The organism is Bacillus cereus group sp. BfR-BA-01316 (genome assembly GCF_022664195.1).
Lineage (GTDB): Bacteria > Bacillota > Bacilli > Bacillales > Bacillaceae_G > Bacillus_A.
Genome location: NZ_JAKUGX010000001.1, coordinates 284,869 through 301,535, shown reverse-complemented (window position 1 = coordinate 301,535; position 16,667 = coordinate 284,869). Strand labels below are relative to the sequence as shown.

Sequence of the window (16,667 nt, the reverse complement as noted above, 5' to 3'; positions counted from 1 at the left end):
CATTCGCTCGACTTGCATGTATTAGGCACGCCGCCAGCGTTCATCCTGAGCCAGGATCAAACTCTCCAATAAAGTTAGTTTGTCTAGCATCTAAAAATAAAAATTGACGTTCACGTTGTTTGTTTCGTTCAGTTTTCAAAGAACTACTTGGTCGCTCATTTGCGACTTCCTTATGTTAACATCTTCGTTTTTCGATGTCAACTAAGTTTTTCAATTTCTTTTTTGTCGTTTTCTGCGTTTCCGCATCAGCGACGGTTATTAATATATCATGTGAAAAAACGAAATGCAACACCTTTTGAAAACTTTTTTTAAACCAACTACATTTCTTTTTTAATATCATATACTTAAACGAAATATCTCTTTCATTTCTAAGTAATTCCTACATATATTCTATATAAAGTCACTCTGCCAAAAAGCGTTTCTTTCTATATAAAGTGAAACTTTAATCAGTGGGGGGTGTTCATCCCCCACTGATTATTAGTTGAACCAATCGGGCATTTACGGGCAGTTGTCTCCCACCTAACTTTCTCGCATTCGGCGAATTTTGAGGCGAGGGCTTACTGCCCGTTAATGCGGGATAAATGTTTTATTCATATACCATATCATACAAGGAGGAATATACATGGACTACACCGACTTATTAATAAAATTAGGTCTCTCGGCTATTTTAGGATTCGCTATCGGTTTAGAGCGCGAATTAAAACGTAAACCACTCGGTTTAAAAACTTGTTTAGTTATTTCTATTATTAGTTGCCTCCTGACTATTGTTTCTATTAAAGCAGCTTATAACTTACCACATACCGATCATATGAATATGGATCCACTTCGACTTGCCGCTCAAATCGTATCAGGAATCGGCTTTTTAGGTGCCGGTGTAATTTTACGAAGAGGAAACGATAGTATTGCGGGACTAACGACTGCTGCTATGATTTGGGGTGCTTCTGGTATTGGCATTGCCGTTGGAGCCGGCTTCTATATCGAGGCGATTTTCGGGATGTGTTTCCTTATGATTAGTGTAGAACTTATCCCATTAACTATGAAATTCGTCGGCCCTAGATCATTTCGTCAACGTGATATCGCAGTTAAACTCGTTGTACGAAATATGGACAATATCCCCATTGTAATTGAAGAAATAAAAGAGATGGATATAAAGGTTAAAAATATGAAGCTCAAAACATTAGAAAACGGCGCTCACTACTTACATCTTAAATTGTCTATCGATCAAAAAAGACATACTGCCGATGTTTATTATGCTCTTCAGCATCTTGAAAGTGTTCAACAAACTGAAGTGGAGAGTATGTAACATAAAGAAAAACGTAACTACTCAGCCGTACATTTCATTTAGCATTTTGGTAAGGAGTATTATCCCAGCGAAAATACGTACCTTATTGCCTATATATTTTTTCATTTTTCAGCATATAGATTACTGCCATGGAGATAAAAATGGACCTACACCTCGCTACCCTTCTTTGTTTTAAAACTTTGCGCGTGGCAGGAAAAGGCACTGACCGCTCCTATACATAGCCAGTCCATCTCAACCATTTAAAAAAATGCTTTTCTGGCGTTTTTTCATAGGGGGACTGAGTAGTTACAGAAAAACTCTCTTTTTAATTAGAGAGTTTTTCTTTTTTCTATAATGGTAACAATGAATGTAGTCCTGAAAAGTAAGGAGGAATAGGAACTTGAAATCCCGTCCGAATTTAGTAGATACATTTCGTGATTCCATTATTTTTCGTTTAATTTGTTTTATTATTGTACTTACTGCCTTCTCCGGCTTTCTTATACATATATTAGAGCCAGCTCACTTCACCACATGGTTCGACGGGGTTTGGTGGTCAATCGTTACCATTTTCACCGTTGGATACGGCGATTTTGCCCCTCATACAACGATAGGAAAACTTATTGGTATAGGCATTATTTTATTAGGAACTGGATTTTGTTCTTATTATATGGTTCTATTCGCTACCGACATGATTAATAAACAATATATGAAAATTAAAGGAGAAGCAGCTGCTACCTCTAATGGTCATATGATTATCGTTGGCTGGAATGAACGTGCAAAACATGTTGTAAAACAAATGCACATATTACAACCGAACCTTGATATCATTTTAATTGATGAAACACTTTCTTTACTGCCAAAGCCATTTCATCATTTAGAATTTATAAAAGGTTGTCCGCATCACGATCAAACTTTATTAAAAGCTAACATTACAACAGCTCACACTATATTAATAACAGCGGATAAAGAGAAGAACGAAAGCTTAGCAGATACACAGTCCATTTTAAATATTTTAACTGCAAAAGGACTTAATCCAAACATTCACTGCATCGCTGAACTTCTTACTTCTGAACAAATCCAAAATGCAACGAGAGCTGGCGTATCAGAAATTATAGAAGGAAATAAATTAACGAGCTATGTATTTACCGCTTCTCTTTTATTCCCTTCCATTTCAGGTGTACTATTCTCACTTTACGATGAAATCTCTGATAACAAATTACAACTGATGGAGATTTCCCCGTCCTGTATAGGACAATCCTTTGCAAATTGTAGCTATACTCTTTTAAAGCAAAACATTCTCTTACTAGGTGTAAAGCGCGACGAACAATATATGATCAATCCAGTTCATTCTTTCATTCTCATCGAAAGCGACATACTCATTGTTATTCACCATTAAAAAAATGACTTTCTAGTTCTTGTACTAGTACTTTACCAATACTGATATATTTTCTTTTCACGTCTCCATCGGGATCTTTCGGCTCAGCAAATTGATCAAATCCACTCGTTCCAGCTGTTAAAGTATTAACATTATCATCTAGTTCGTCTTGATATACATGCGAAAGAATATACGGCGTTTCAAGACGGACTACTACCTCAGGCACATCTAGTTCTCCATCCACCGCTGTAAATGGTACTCGTAAAAATTGATAGCCATCTTCTTCGTCGATTTTATAATCAAAACATCCTTTATCATAATCCCAATTGCCACCAATACTATATCCAAGTGGTTTCATAACCTCTTCTAACTTATATAACGCATATGTACGTCCTTCTAAATTTGATTGAATCGGAATCAAGCCCATCCCTCCTAGACTTTTCCTTTAGCATACCCATTCTAGTTTGAATATACCGATGTACTTTTCAGTAAAATAATAAAAAGCGATCGGAGACCCGATCGCTTTTTATTATTTTAAACGCTCTTCTAATTCTGCTTTTAACTCTTCAAATCCTGGTTTTCCAAGTAGAGCAAACATATTTTTCTTGTACGCTTCTACTCCTGGTTGGTCAAATGGATTTACGCCTAATAGGTAGCCACTCATCGCACATGCTTTTTCGAAGAAGTATACAAGGTAACCGAATGTGTACTCGTTTAGTTCTGGAATGTTTACGATTAAGTTTGGTACTCCGCCATCGCTATGTGCAAGTAATGTACCTTCGTATGCTTTTGTGTTTACGAAGTCTATAGTTTCACCAGCAAGATAGTTTAATCCATCTAAATCGTTGTCATCTAATTCGATTTTTAGTTCGTGTGTAGATTTACCTACTTTAAGAACTGTTTCGAATAGGTCACGACGGCCTTCTTGAATGTATTGACCTAATGAGTGTAAGTCAGTTGAGAAGTTTGCTGAAGATGGGAAAATACCTTTTTGATCTTTTCCTTCACTTTCACCAAATAACTGTTTCCACCACTCAGAGAAGTAGTGCAGTGCTGGCTCATAGTTAACAAGCATTTCAATTGTTTTCCCTTTATTGTATAGGGCATTACGAACTACTGCGTATTGGTAAGCTGGGTTTTCTTCAAGTTCTGATTTCGCGAAGTCATTATGACCAGCAGCTGCACCTTTCATCATCTCTTCAATGTTTAGGCCACTTACAGCGATTGGTAATAAACCTACTGGTGTTAATACAGAGAAACGACCGCCAACATCATCTGGAATAACGAACGTTTCGTAGCCTTCATTATCAGATAATGTTTTTAAAGCACCGCGCGCTTTATCTGTAGTCGCATAAATACGTTTGCGTGCTTCTTCTTTTCCATACTTTTCTTCTAATAATTTACGGAAAATACGGAATGCGATTGCAGGCTCTGTTGTTGTACCTGATTTGGAAATAACGTTAATAGAAAAGTCTTTACCTTCTAGTACGTCCATTAAATCTTTCATGTAAGTGGAGCTAATGTTTTGTCCAACAAATAGCACTTGTGGAGTTTTACGTTGTTCTTTAGAAAGCGTGTTATAGAAAGAATGGTTTAACATTTCGATTGCTGCGCGTGCTCCTAGGTAAGAACCACCAATACCTACAACAAGTAAAATGTCAGAGTCATTTTTAATTTTTTCTGCGCATTTTTGAATGCGAGCAAATTCTTCTTTATCATATTGAAGCGGAAGCTCTACCCACCCAAGGAAATCGTTCCCAGCTCCAGTTTTTTCGTGGATTGCATGATGTGTTACTTTTACTGCATCACGTAAATAAGTTAGTTCATTTTCACCGATGAAGGATAACGCTTTAGAATAGTCGAACGTTACATGTGTACTCATCTTTTTCCCTCCAATTATGTATATGTATTTCTGTATTCACTTTAGCGAAACTAAAGTTGTAAATCAAGCGATTCAATAATTGTAAACGTAACCATTATTTATTTTTTAGAAAAAGTTCATTTTTTGCATAAAAATTCGCATTTTTCGGTATAGATGTATATACATCATTTTTCGTACATTTTTCATGTATAAAAACAACAAAACTATACCATTCTATAAAGGAGTTAAATTTTCTTATTAACTCCTTGCTTGCTCACGTTTCACATTAAGGGGGACTTTTCATGAGTACTCTACAACGTATCGCATTAGTCTTCACTGTAATCGGCGCTGTTAACTGGGGACTTATTGGGTTCTTCCAGTTTGACTTAGTAGCGGCTATTTTCGGTGGACAGAACTCAGCTCTTGCACGTATTATTTACGGCATCGTTGGTATTTCTGGGCTTATCAATCTCGGCTTACTATTTAAACCATCCGAGAATCTTGGTACTCACCCAGAAACACATGAAATTCAATAGTCAGTATGTCTTTTCGCCTCCGACATACGAATATGATTGCATGCAATCATATTTGCAAAAATATATATCATAAGTCACAGTAAAAGAGGAACGCTCATATGCGTTCCTCTTTTACTTTATTACCTCCGATTCTTCAATCCATTCTGCTAGCTTTTCTCGCAGCGTATTGAACCCTTTATCAGATGGATTCAGTATAAGAACCCTTCCTTGTTTTCTTTTCGCAGCTTTTAACGATAAACTCATTTTCCTGTGCTCTTCATCAATTGAAAGTACCTTTACTTCTACTGTATCTCCGACCTTCAAAAAGTCATGAATGTCTTTTACATAACCATTTGTGATTTCAGATATATGCACAAGTCCTTGTGTTTCTGCATCCAAAGCTACAAATGCACCGTAATCTTGAATTCCAGTTACTTTCCCTGTTACAACCACTCCCGTTGTATATTGTTCTGACATGTGAAACACTCCCATACGTTTACCATTTTCTCTACAATTGTAAATAGCAAAGCAGATGTATTTATTGTTAAATATCCGATTAGTGGTAAGTATCCTAAGTAAAACCCCGAGGATACTCCCACCTTATATTAGTAAATTATACCACTATGATAGAGCTCATTCAAAATCCATGAAAAAATTTCCTATAATACGTATAATTATCCAATATTAGGATAGAATACTAACACATGGCTTTCTAGTATTCCCCCCCTTTTATGGACAAAACGTATTATGTTTTGTCCTTTTTTTATTCTCTATGAACCGTTCCATTCTCTTCATTGCTTCCATAAGTTGCTCAAGCGATGTTGCATATGAACAACGAATAAATCCTTCACCACTCCCGCCAAACACATTTCCAGGAACAACAGCCACTTTTTCTTCTAATAATAACTGTTCTGCAAATTCTGCTGAAGATAGTCCAGTTGAAGCTATAGAAGGGAAGACATAAAATGCCCCGCCTGGCACATGACATGTTAAGCCCATTTCATTGAAAGATGTCGTCATAAAGTTACGACGTTTTTTATAGCTATCTCTCATTCGAATTACTTCATCATTTCCCCCGCGTAATGCTTCAAGCGCTGCAAATTGAGACATCGTCGGTGCACACATCATTGAATACTGGTGGATTTTGAGCATTAATTCTGAAAATTGCACAGGGGCTGCAATCATCCCAAGACGCCATCCCGTCATGGCAAACCCTTTTGAAAACCCTGAAATTAAAATCGTATGGTCACGCATATTTTTAATACTCGCGAAACTCGTATATGCTTCGTCGTATACGAGCTCTGCATAAATTTCATCAGATAACACGATTAAATTATACTTCTCAACAATAACTGCTAGCTTTTCTAATTCGGATTTATTTAACATTGCGCCTGTTGGGTTATTGGGGGAACAAAGTAATATTGCCTTTGTTTTCGTTGTAATAGCTGCTTCAATTTGATTTGGCTGTACTTTAAATTCATCTTCTAATGAAGTCGCTACTGGAACTGGGACCCCGCCCGCTAACGTAACAAGCGGTGCATACGAAACGAAGCTTGGTTCAATAATAAGTATTTCATCATCAGGATTTACAATAGCGCGCATCGCTACATCTAGCGCTTGACTCGCTCCAACTGTAACAATGATTTCATCATTCGGATCATAAGATACTGCAAATTGTTTCTTTAGATACTTTGCTATTTCTTGACGGAGCTCCAATAATCCTGCATTTGCTGTATATGACGTATATCCTTGTTCTAAAGAACGAATACATGCTTGCCTTACATTCCAAGGGGTAACAAAGTCCGGCTCCCCCACTCCAAGTGAAATAACACCTTTCATACTTGCCGCTAAATCAAAAAACTTTCGTATACCGGACGGTTGTAAAGATTCTGCTACTCTAGATAGGTCAAATTGCTTCACGGTGTCACCACAATTCTCTTATCATCATCTGTCTTTTCATAAATAATCCCCTCATGTTTATACTTCTTCAAAATAAAATGAGTTGTCGTTGAAACGACAGATTCAATTGTTGCTAATCTCTCAGAAACAAACATTGCTACTTCTCCCATCGTCTTCCCTTCTAATGTAATGGAAAGGTCATATGTTCCAGACATTAAATAAACGGATTTCACTTCTGAATAGCGATAAATTTGTTCAGCTACTGCATCAAAACCCACACCACGCTTCGGTGTAACTTTCACATCAATCATCGCCGTTAAACCAGTATGTTCTTTCACTTTTGTCCAATCGATATGTGTTACATAGTCCACGATAATCTTTTCACTTTCTAATTTCGCAACCATTTTTTTCGCTTCTTCTACTTCTATATTTAACAACTTCGCTAATGTATCTACAGATAAACGACTATTCTTTTCAAGACAAGCTAATAATTCCAATTCTTTCTCTGTCACCATATAAATCATCCTTCCTTTTAGTTTGTGTCTAAATTATACAAATACTCTTTCCGGTTTGAAAAGAAGATTTTTTTTGAGAATTATGTCAAAATAAAGTGAAACTTTAATCAGTGGGAGGATTCATCCCCACTGATTATTAGCCTTCACCAATCGGGCTTTTACGGGCAACCCGGACTCCCACCTAACCTCTTTGTTTCAGCCGTTTTTGGAGGTGGGGGTCTTACTGCCCCAATGAAACTTTAATCAGTGGGAGCTTCATACCCGCTGATTATTAGCACACACCAATCCGGGTAAAGAGGAAAGGGGATGGAACCGTGAAACCAAAAGTATATATTGCCGAACCAGTTCCAACATTTGTAGAAAACTATTTATCAGAACACTGTGATTTTGAAAAATGGGATCAAGACGAGAAAGTACCTCGTGATGTTCTATTGGAAAAAATAAAAGATAAAGATGGGTTATTAAATTTCGGATCTACTATAAATGAAGAGTTATTGCAGGCTGCTCCTAATTTAAAAGTAGTAAGTAACATTTCTGTTGGCCATGATAACTTTGATTTAAAAGCGATGGAAAAACAAAATGTTATCGGAACAAATACTCCATATGTGTTAGATGATACAGTAGCCGATCTCGTTTTCGCTCTTATGTTATCTGCTGGTCGCCGTGTTTGCGAACTCAATTCCTATGTAAAAAATGGTGAATGGAACGCTGAAATCGGAAAAGAACACTTCGGACTAGATGTACATCATAGTACGATCGGTATTATCGGAATGGGAAGAATTGGAGAAGCTGTCGCAAAACGAGCGAAATTCGGCTTTGATATGAATGTCCTTTACTATAACCGTCGCCGTAAAGAAGAAGCTGAACAAAAATTTGATGCTACATATTGTGATTTACAAACTCTAATCCAACAATCTGATTTTATTATTCTTCTTACTCCATTAACAGATGAAACCTATCATCTTATCGGTGAAAAGGAATTTTCACTAATGAAAGAAACAGCAATTTTCATTAATGCTTCTCGCGGGAAAACAGTAGATGAAATTGCATTAATTCATGCGTTAACAGAAAAGAAAATATTTGCAGCCGGCATCGACACATTTACACAAGAGCCGATTCAAAAAGAGAATCCGCTCTTATCATTACAAAACGTTGTAACTTTACCGCACATCGGATCTGCAACATTAAAAACTCGGCAGCAAATGGCTATGACAGCTGCTGAAAATTTAGTGGCAGGATTACAAGGAAAAACACCACCTAATATTGTGCTTGGGTAATTATAAATACGCGAAAGGCAAGATGACATCGTCATCTTGCCTTTTTTTGTTAACATATTTTTTTCTTGCCTGGAGATGATATGAACAAAAATCAATGGAGTGACAAAAAATGAACCATGAATGCAAATGCCCTTACTTCACTTTTTCCACTCGCGGGACTACTATTCATTACGAATTGTATGAACATAATACTAAAAAAGAGCGACCTACTTTCGTACTCGTTCACGGCTTCCTCTCTTCCTCATTTAGCTATCGACGACTCATTCCTTTACTAACAAAGAAAGGTACAGTAATTGCCCTTGATTTACCACCATTCGGAAAAAGTGATAAATCTCATCTCTTTAAATATTCTTATCACAATTTAGCAGCTATTATTATCGATTTAATCGAACATTTATCTCTCTCGAATATTGTATTAGTTGGTCATTCTATGGGCGGACAAATTTCACTCTTTGTAAACCGTTTACGCCCTGAATTAATTTCAAAGACAATTTTACTATGTAGCTCTAGTTATTTAGCACGCGCAAACTTACCTTTACTGTACTCCTCTTATTTACCGTTCTTCCACTTATACGTGAAGAACTGGATTATTCGAAGGGGCATCATTCATAACTTAATGAATGTCGTTCATGACCATTCATTAATTGACAATGAAATGATGGAAGGCTATGCTGCTCCTTTTTATGATGATCGTATATTCCCTGCTTTAACTCGAATGATAAGAGACCGTGAAGGTGACTTATCTTCAACTGAATTACAAAAAATCGAAACCCCAGTATTACTCATTTGGGGTGAAAAAGATCGCGTCGTCCCTGTACATGTAGGACACCGTCTCCATAAGGACCTACCTAATTCAACTTTCATTTCTTACGAAAATACAGGGCACTTACTCCCTGAAGAAAAGCCCGATCATGTTTATGAAGAAATTATTGCGTTTGCGACGCAATAAAGTGAAGCCTTAAACCGTGGTGGTTCCTATCCCCGTGGATTATTAGCCTTCACCAATCCGGCTTTTACGGGCAGTTTGGTTTCCCTCCTATCTTCTTTGCTTCAACCGAATTTTGAGGCGGGAGTCTTACTGCTCGTTAAAACGGGATAAAGTGAAGCTTTAATCAATCCGAACGAAAATAAACAAAAAGGCTGTCGTAAATTCCGACAGCCTATAATGAACAACTTCCGCCTTCTTTTAGTACGAGTAACTCTACTGCTAATTTTTCGCATTTTTCAAGTGCAGGTACTTCTTCAAAAGACATAAAGTATATATGTTGAATCTTCTTTGCGATGTATTTCGGATCATCAAACACACTTACGACGTTTACAACATCGCTCGCTTCTGTTTCATAAAACTCCGGTCCCATTTGAAACGGATCCCAATTTTTCACAACCTCAATCATTTTGTCATATGCACCCATCTGCTTCCCGCCTTTTCACTTTTTAATGCTTTTCTTTATCGTATCACATCAGCTATTCTATAAGAAGAGTGAGAATTTTCATAACTTAACAGTTTGACAGAAGAAAGGAGCAAACATATGCAACTATTTCATAAAACGGTAAATCGTCGCGGAACACATAGTACAAAATGGGATACATATAAAAATGAAGAGCTCATCCACGCTTGGATTGCCGATATGGATTTTGAAGTACCAAAACCAATTCAAACTGCATTACAAAAACGCACAGAACATCCTATTTTCGGCTATACACTTCCTCCTGAAAATATTGGGGATATCATTTGTAATTGGACGAAAAGCCAATACAATTGGGAAATACAAAAAGAATGGATTGTATTTAGCGCAGGTATCGTTCCAGCTCTTAGTACGAGCATACAAGCTATAACGAAAGAAGGAGAAGCCGTACTCGTACAACCTCCTATTTATCCACCATTTTTTGAAATGATCAAAACAAATAATAGACAATTATGTGAGAGTCCCTTGTTTAAACAAAATGGCATATATAAGATAGACTTCGAGCATCTAGAAACTCAATTTAAACAGGGTGTAAAACTAATGCTTCTTTGCAGCCCTCACAATCCTATCGGACGCATTTGGACAAAAGAGGAGCTAACAAAACTCGGCACGTTATGTACGCAATATAATGTAACCGTTGTCGCGGATGAAATTCACGCCGATATTATTTATAGAGACCATACTCATACACCGTTTGCTTCTTTATCTGAAGAATTAGCAGCACGCACTATTACTTGTATGGCTCCAAGCAAAACATTTAATATCGCTGGATTACAAGCATCGATCATTATTATTCCGAATGAAAATCTCCGTAATGCCTTTATGTCTATCCAATATAGACAAGGATTCCACGGATTAAATACATTTGCTTATACAGCAATGCAAAGTGCCTATACAGAATGTAATGATTGGCTAAATGAAATTCGATTGTACGTTGAAGATAACGCTCAATTTGCTTGTGAGTATATTCAAAATCACATACCAGCTCTTTCTGTAATTAAACCAGAAGGTAGTTTTTTACTGTGGATTGATTGTTCCCACTTGGACCTTTCTCAAGATGAACGAACAGCATTGCTTGAAGAGAAAGGTAAAATCATCGTTGAGCCTGGTGAGAAATACGGAACAGGTGGAGAAGCCCATATCCGAATTAACATTGGCTGTCCTAAATCTGTTTTAGAAGAAATTTTAAACAGACTACACCATACATTCTCATAATAAAAAAGGAGGCTGTCCCAAAATAATTTTGGGACAGCCTCCTTTTTTTCGATAAATCGATATAATTCCACTTACTATCATGCGGTTTTACAACAAAATCTACTATTCACGGTAGCTTCTATTTTTTCTTCATATCCGACACTTTTTTTACGATAACACCGCAAGCAATTCGGCCACCAGATTTACCCGTTGGTTGTGTCATACCATCATCAGCGTTTTCTGTAATAATAATAGACGCTCCATCTTTTCTATGAATCGTCGTTTTTCCTTCTTCAAGCGTTATATGCGGAGCATCGATTTCTGCTTTAATCTTTCCCGAACCGTCTGCCACTATATTCGGTAAATCACCATTTTCCGCACCTTTCGGATTCAAGAGCCCATGTTCTTTATTATCCGGATTAAAATGATTCCCAGATGATTCGAAACGAGGCGCTTTACATTCTCCGATTTCATGCACATGTATCCCGTGCGTTCCTGGTGTAAAGCCCTCCGCTTTAATCTTAATTTTCACTCCACTTGTTTGCTGAACTACTTTTGCAGTCCCAACTTCATCACCTGAAGCATTATGTAATTTCACATCAATTTCTTTCGGCTTCCCTTGGTCACAACCCGCCATTAGAAATAATAAACAACAACTGAAAAAAAGCTGTCTCTTCATTCAATTCCCTCCAAAATACTTTCTGCCCTTAGATTGTCCGAGCATAGAAGGAAACATACAGAAATGAACTACTGTTTCTTTTCAGCTAAAAGCTTTTCTTCTACTTTCTGTAATCGCTCTGCTTCTCGTTTTGATACACGAATAAACATACGCCACGTAGCAACCGCACCGATGATAAATAGAACGCAAACAATACCTGGAATAATATACTCCGTTTTATCTTCAGGAAAATATAAAGGCATCATATAGAACACTCCTTATCAGGGAATTTATGAAAATAATTAACATCAGAATTTTCTGTTATATCATTTTAAATTATAGTTGAAGCCTGTCATATTCTCAAGGACATTCAAAAATCAACTGATTTCTTTGACTCCTTCTTATACTTTCCTTACTATAAACTTGAGGTGAAAAATATGAGAGAAACATTTGAAATTGGTGAAATCGTTACTGGTATTTATAAAACTGGAAAATACATCGGCGAAATTACAAATAGCCGTCCTGGCAGTTACGTCGTAAAAGTATTAGCTGTTTTAAAACATCCAGTGCAAGGTGATTTACATAATGTAAAACAAGCTGACGTACCATTCTTCCATGAAAGACGCGCTTTAGCTTTTCGTGAACAGACGAACATTCCAGAGCAAATGGTGAAGAAATATGAAGGAGAAATTCCGGATTATACAGAGTCACTAAAATTAGCATTAGAAACTCAAATGAATTCATTTTCTGAAGATGATTCACCTTTTGCGGGGCGTAGTCTAGAAACACTTCAGCACTTGAAGCAAGATTACAAACTTTAAAAAAACAAAACGACCAAATTACATGTTTTGCAATTTGGTCGTTACTGTGTACTCACTTTCTTTAACACTTTCGAAAAATCAACAAGTTCCCCTAATGTCGGAGGTGCTGGTTTGACTAAATACTCTTTATCTTTTTCTACTAACTTAAAAATATTATATGTCGTCATCGCATCATCAAGCGCACAATGATGCTTTCCTGTTCCTGCTTTTCCATATGCCTCAATTGCTTTCCACAGCCCTGTTTGATTTCTCTCTCCAAAAAACTTCTTATACTCAAGCGATAAATCACGACACTGTCCAAAGAATGGAAACTCTACTCCCGCCATTTCGCAGTTTTGCTTTAAGACTTTCATATCCATATTTCCCCACGTTACAATTGTCGGTTTACACCTCTTTTCATATTCTCCAAGTTTCTCAACAAGTTCATGAAAAAAAATTCCTTTGTCCACTACTTCCTGTTTAATTCCTAAAAATTTTTTACATCGATCCGTTAAAGACGGAAATGTTTTCGGTCTAACATGCGATGAATACGTATCTTCCACCTTACAACCAACAACTGAAACGAGTCCGACCTCAATAATTTCTGGGAAAAAACCTTTTGGCTTTTTTCTATGCTGGGGCATCGTAAACTCAAAGTCTAAAAACAAAAATCGTTGTTCATCCATACGATCCCTTCCTTATCATTTTTGTCATTCCTTTCTATTTGACACTCCTACACGAACAAGCTCGAATGCTAATTTCATTTTAAATATTCAGATTGGATGTATCTTATATATATGTCAAATACCCGCAAATATTTTTAAAAATAAGAAAAAATGAGCTATGCAGAAAATATGACAAAATACCCCCTTTCATTTACATCTGCCATTTTTCTACTTTATAATGACGTTATGTGTGTTTCTTCTAGAACATTTTTGACACACTAAGAAGAGAAAAGAAAAGGAAACGAAAGGAGATGAGAGTTTTGCACGAGACAACGCAAGAGCTCGCAAACTGGCAGTATTATTTTGCTATCGCAGTCTTTTTAATTACATATGCCATTATTATTTCTGAAAAAATTAATCGCGCTGTCATCGCACTTCTTGGTGCAGCACTCATGGTAATTGTGGGTGTCGTCGACTTACACAACGCATTTACGAAACATATTGAATGGGGAACAATTACGCTACTCATCGGTATGATGATCCTAGTGAACATTACAAGTAAGTCTGGGGTATTCCAATACGTTGCCATTAAAGCAGCTAAACAAGCACAAGGAAATCCAATTAAAATTTTAATTTCACTTTCCTTACTTACCGCGCTTGGCTCCGCATTTTTAGATAACGTTACAACAGTACTTCTTGTTGTTCCAGTTACTTTATCTATTACGCGCATCTTGCAAGTAAATCCTGTTCCATATTTACTTTCTGAAATTATTTTTTCAAATATCGGAGGAACAGCAACACTAATTGGTGATCCACCAAATATTATGATTGGTTCTGCAAATAAGCATTTAGATTTCAATGCTTTCTTATTCAACTTAGCACCTATCGTAATCATCATTATTGCTGTTACAGCAACAATTCTTTACTTCATATACCGTAAGCAATTAATTGCTGATCCTGTACAAATTAAAAAGTTAATGAGCTTAGATGAAAAACAATACATTAAAGATCCAGTATTAATGAAGAAATCTTTAACCGTACTTGGATTTACTATTTTAGGTTTCATGACTCATTCTATTTTCCATATTGATGCAGCTATCATCGCTTTAACTGGAGCTACTGTCCTTATGTTAATTGGTGTGAAAGAACATGAAATTGAAGAGGTATTCGCAAGTGTAGAGTGGGTAACAATTTTCTTCTTCGCGGGACTATTCGTACTCGTTGGAGGACTTATCGATATCGGGCTTATCAAAATGTTAGCTCAAAAAGTAGTTGGAATAACAGGCGGAGATATTTCTCACGCATCTATCCTTATTCTATGGGTATCTGGTATCGCCTCTGCAACAATTGATAACATTCCATTCGTTGCAACAATGATCCCACTTATTAACGATATGGCAGTTGGGCTAGGTTTATCACCTTCTGACGCACAAATCGACGTACTATGGTGGGCATTAGCATTAGGTGCTTGCTTAGGTGGAAACGGAACATTAATCGGGGCTTCCGCTAACGTAATCGTAGCCGGAATCGCAAGTCGTGAAGGACATAAATTCAGCTACATGGAATTCCTTAAAGTCGGCTTCCCAATTATGATCGTTTCATTAATCATTTCTCACATTTACATTTACTTACGTTACCTTATGTAGTAGAAAAAGCGCCCTGCTTAGCAGGGCGCTTTTTTATGTCTCATTCAGTACCGATTTTTGGAAAAGTTACTCGTTATACCTCATCGGCTCATTTCGAATAATGAATAAATGAATCGGCAAGAAAACCGAAAATGTGATTACATGAATAATCGTAAATAATATCGCATTCGTTCCATATCTGTCCAAAATAGCGTAAATGAGATAAATAGACAGCACAATCGACACAGCCGCTGCTAGCAGACTTATAATTGGTACATAATTAAAAATAAAGCATGCGACATATATACCGAATACTTTCCACCCTGCTTCTTCTTTCAAGAAATCCGGCAATTTATCTTTCGCTAAGTCACCCCATGTCTTACTATTTATAAAAGGAATAAACGCAAGAACGCCATCTGTTGCACCATCATTTTTCGCCATCGTATAAAGTGCAAAAGCCGTTAACAAATACGAAATAATGGCCCAAATTAATATAACAAGAATAAATGCAAAACTAAGAGCAAAGAAACCTGCTAGTACGCCTTGATCTTCCATCTTATCCTCTCCTCTCTCTTCTCAACATATTTCATTACAGTGCAAGTTATGTTTTAAAATTCAACCAAACTCTTTGTATAATAAGAGAGGAAAGATAATAAGAGAGGAGCACATACCTATGCATCCATTTGTAAAGGCATTACAAGAGCATTTTACAGCTCATCAAAATCCCGAAAAAGCAGAACCGATGGCACGTTATATGAAAAATCACTTCCCGTTTCTCGGCATTCAAACTCCCGAGAGAAGACAATTATTGAAAGACGTCATTCAAATACATACTCTCCCAGATAAAAAGGACTTCCAAATCATCATACGTGAGCTTTGGGACTTACCAGAACGTGAATTTCAAGCGGCTGCACTCGATATCATGCAAAAATATAAAAAACACATAAACGAAACTCATATCCCATTTCTAGAAGAACTTATTGTCACAAAATCTTGGTGGGACTCTGTTGATAGCATCGTCCCTACATTTTTAGGTGCTATCTTTTTAAAACATCCAGAATTAATTTCTGCATATATTCCAAAGTGGATTGCATCAGAAAACATATGGTTACAACGTGCCGCTATTTTATTCCAGCTGAAATATAAACAAAAAATGGATGAAGAACTCCTTTTCTGGATTATCGGACAACTACATTCCTCAAAAGAATTTTTCATTCAAAAAGCAATCGGCTGGGTCCTTCGCGAATATGCAAAAACAAAGCCAGATGTAGTTTGGGAATACGTTCAAACTAACGAGCTCGCTCCATTAAGTAAACGCGAAGCAATTAAGCACATTAAGCAAAATTACGGAATAAATAACGAAAAAATAGGCGAGACTCTATCATAGATAGGCACGCTCCTCTATTGTGATTTAAAAAAGAACGTGTTAGAATATGTTCATTATTATTAATATAAGTAGCGATGACGGACTTATAAGTACTTGCACAAAAAGCGATTCAGGGATAGTGAAAGCCTGAAGCCGCAAGGAAACGGCA

19 protein-coding genes and 1 rRNA gene are annotated in these 16,667 nt (G+C 36.8%); 9 read left to right on the top strand and 11 right to left on the bottom strand.

The window, feature by feature from the left end; translation table 11 throughout:
- Positions 1-72 (bottom strand): 16S ribosomal RNA (locus MR071_RS01600); the annotation flags it as partial.
- 550 nt (positions 73-622) lie between these two features.
- Here MR071_RS01600 and MR071_RS01595 point away from each other — a divergent pair.
- Entirely contained in the window at positions 623-1,303 is a 681-nt protein-coding gene (locus tag MR071_RS01595) for an MgtC/SapB family protein (protein ID WP_105585444.1), read from the top strand.
- A 379-nt stretch (positions 1,304-1,682) separates the two neighbouring features.
- The gene (locus MR071_RS01590) at positions 1,683-2,678 is read left to right on the top strand and encodes an ion channel (protein WP_105585445.1); all 996 of its coding nucleotides are present in this window, start codon (positions 1,683-1,685) and stop codon (positions 2,676-2,678) included.
- On the opposite strand, the gene MR071_RS01585 is transcribed toward MR071_RS01590, so the two are convergent.
- Together MR071_RS01585 and MR071_RS01580 are read right to left on the bottom strand one after the other, a co-directional pair.
- Entirely contained in the window at positions 2,665-3,078 is a 414-nt protein-coding gene (locus tag MR071_RS01585) for a YugN-like family protein (protein ID WP_142395809.1), read from the bottom strand. The two genes, MR071_RS01590 and MR071_RS01585, sit on opposite strands and share 14 nt — an antisense overlap.
- Positions 3,079-3,186: 108 nt before the next feature.
- A complete protein-coding gene (locus MR071_RS01580; protein WP_002015845.1) occupies positions 3,187-4,539 on the bottom strand; it encodes a glucose-6-phosphate isomerase in 1,353 nt (450 codons plus the stop codon).
- 281 nt (positions 4,540-4,820) lie between these two features.
- Here MR071_RS01580 and MR071_RS01575 point away from each other — a divergent pair, with 281 nt between their 5' ends.
- Entirely contained in the window at positions 4,821-5,054 is a 234-nt protein-coding gene (locus MR071_RS01575; RefSeq protein WP_002034535.1) for a DUF378 domain-containing protein, read from the top strand.
- A 111-nt stretch (positions 5,055-5,165) separates the two neighbouring features.
- Here MR071_RS01575 and yugI read toward each other — a convergent pair whose 3' ends face one another.
- From yugI to MR071_RS01560, 3 genes are all read right to left on the bottom strand, one after another.
- Positions 5,166-5,510 carry a S1 domain-containing post-transcriptional regulator GSP13 gene (gene yugI, locus MR071_RS01570; protein ID WP_105585447.1) on the bottom strand — a complete coding sequence of 115 codons (345 nt, stop codon included), beginning with the start codon at positions 5,508-5,510 and terminating at the stop codon, positions 5,166-5,168.
- Positions 5,511-5,762: 252 nt separating this feature from the next.
- Positions 5,763-6,953, bottom strand: coding sequence for an aminotransferase (locus tag MR071_RS01565; RefSeq protein WP_016096635.1), 1,191 nt, complete (start codon positions 6,951-6,953; stop codon positions 5,763-5,765).
- A complete protein-coding gene (locus MR071_RS01560; protein ID WP_142395810.1) occupies positions 6,950-7,447 on the bottom strand; it encodes an Lrp/AsnC family transcriptional regulator in 498 nt (165 codons plus the stop codon). The genes MR071_RS01565 and MR071_RS01560 overlap by 4 nt, the downstream gene beginning before the upstream one ends.
- A 284-nt stretch (positions 7,448-7,731) precedes the next feature.
- Between MR071_RS01560 and MR071_RS01555 the strand changes: the two genes are divergently transcribed.
- The gene (locus MR071_RS01555; protein WP_105585449.1) at positions 7,732-8,724 is read left to right on the top strand and encodes a 2-hydroxyacid dehydrogenase; all 993 of its coding nucleotides are present in this window, start codon (positions 7,732-7,734) and stop codon (positions 8,722-8,724) included.
- A gap of 109 nt (positions 8,725-8,833) precedes the next feature.
- A complete protein-coding gene (locus MR071_RS01550; protein ID WP_105585450.1) occupies positions 8,834-9,673 on the top strand; it encodes an alpha/beta fold hydrolase in 840 nt (279 codons plus the stop codon).
- Between the two features lie 211 nt (positions 9,674-9,884).
- On the opposite strand, the gene MR071_RS01545 is transcribed toward MR071_RS01550, so the two are convergent.
- The gene (locus MR071_RS01545; RefSeq protein ID WP_002015854.1) at positions 9,885-10,136 is read right to left on the bottom strand and encodes a YugE family protein; all 252 of its coding nucleotides are present in this window, start codon (positions 10,134-10,136) and stop codon (positions 9,885-9,887) included.
- 117 nt (positions 10,137-10,253) lie between these two features.
- Between MR071_RS01545 and MR071_RS01540 the strand changes: the two genes are divergently transcribed.
- Positions 10,254-11,405 (top strand): MalY/PatB family protein, encoded by a 1,152-nt coding sequence (locus MR071_RS01540; RefSeq protein WP_242234684.1) that lies wholly within the window; start codon positions 10,254-10,256, stop codon positions 11,403-11,405.
- A gap of 118 nt (positions 11,406-11,523) precedes the next feature.
- Here MR071_RS01540 and MR071_RS01535 read toward each other — a convergent pair whose 3' ends face one another.
- Positions 11,524-12,063, bottom strand: coding sequence for a superoxide dismutase family protein (locus MR071_RS01535; RefSeq protein ID WP_105585452.1), 540 nt, complete (start codon positions 12,061-12,063; stop codon positions 11,524-11,526).
- Between the two features lie 68 nt (positions 12,064-12,131).
- Positions 12,132-12,308 (bottom strand): hypothetical protein, encoded by a 177-nt coding sequence (locus MR071_RS01530; RefSeq protein WP_000982763.1) that lies wholly within the window; start codon positions 12,306-12,308, stop codon positions 12,132-12,134.
- A 171-nt stretch (positions 12,309-12,479) separates the two neighbouring features.
- On the opposite strand from MR071_RS01530, the gene kapB reads away from it, so the two are divergent.
- Positions 12,480-12,863 carry a kinase-associated lipoprotein KapB gene (gene kapB, locus MR071_RS01525; RefSeq protein ID WP_105585453.1) on the top strand — a complete coding sequence of 128 codons (384 nt, stop codon included), beginning with the start codon at positions 12,480-12,482 and terminating at the stop codon, positions 12,861-12,863.
- Between the two features lie 41 nt (positions 12,864-12,904).
- On the opposite strand, the gene kapD is transcribed toward kapB, so the two are convergent.
- Positions 12,905-13,528, bottom strand: coding sequence for a 3'-5' exonuclease KapD (gene kapD, locus MR071_RS01520; protein ID WP_105585454.1), 624 nt, complete (start codon positions 13,526-13,528; stop codon positions 12,905-12,907).
- Positions 13,529-13,827: 299 nt separating this feature from the next.
- Here kapD and MR071_RS01515 point away from each other — a divergent pair, with 299 nt between their 5' ends.
- Positions 13,828-15,153, top strand: coding sequence for an ArsB/NhaD family transporter (locus MR071_RS01515; protein WP_142395811.1), 1,326 nt, complete (start codon positions 13,828-13,830; stop codon positions 15,151-15,153).
- Between the two features lie 66 nt (positions 15,154-15,219).
- On the opposite strand, the gene MR071_RS01510 is transcribed toward MR071_RS01515, so the two are convergent.
- Complete coding sequence (locus MR071_RS01510) at positions 15,220-15,687, bottom strand: hypothetical protein (RefSeq protein ID WP_242234682.1); 468 nt, start codon at positions 15,685-15,687, stop codon at positions 15,220-15,222.
- 118 nt (positions 15,688-15,805) lie between these two features.
- Here MR071_RS01510 and MR071_RS01505 point away from each other — a divergent pair, with 118 nt between their 5' ends.
- Positions 15,806-16,519 (top strand): DNA alkylation repair protein, encoded by a 714-nt coding sequence (locus tag MR071_RS01505; protein ID WP_105585457.1) that lies wholly within the window; start codon positions 15,806-15,808, stop codon positions 16,517-16,519.
- The last annotated feature ends 148 nt before the right edge of the window (positions 16,520-16,667 follow it).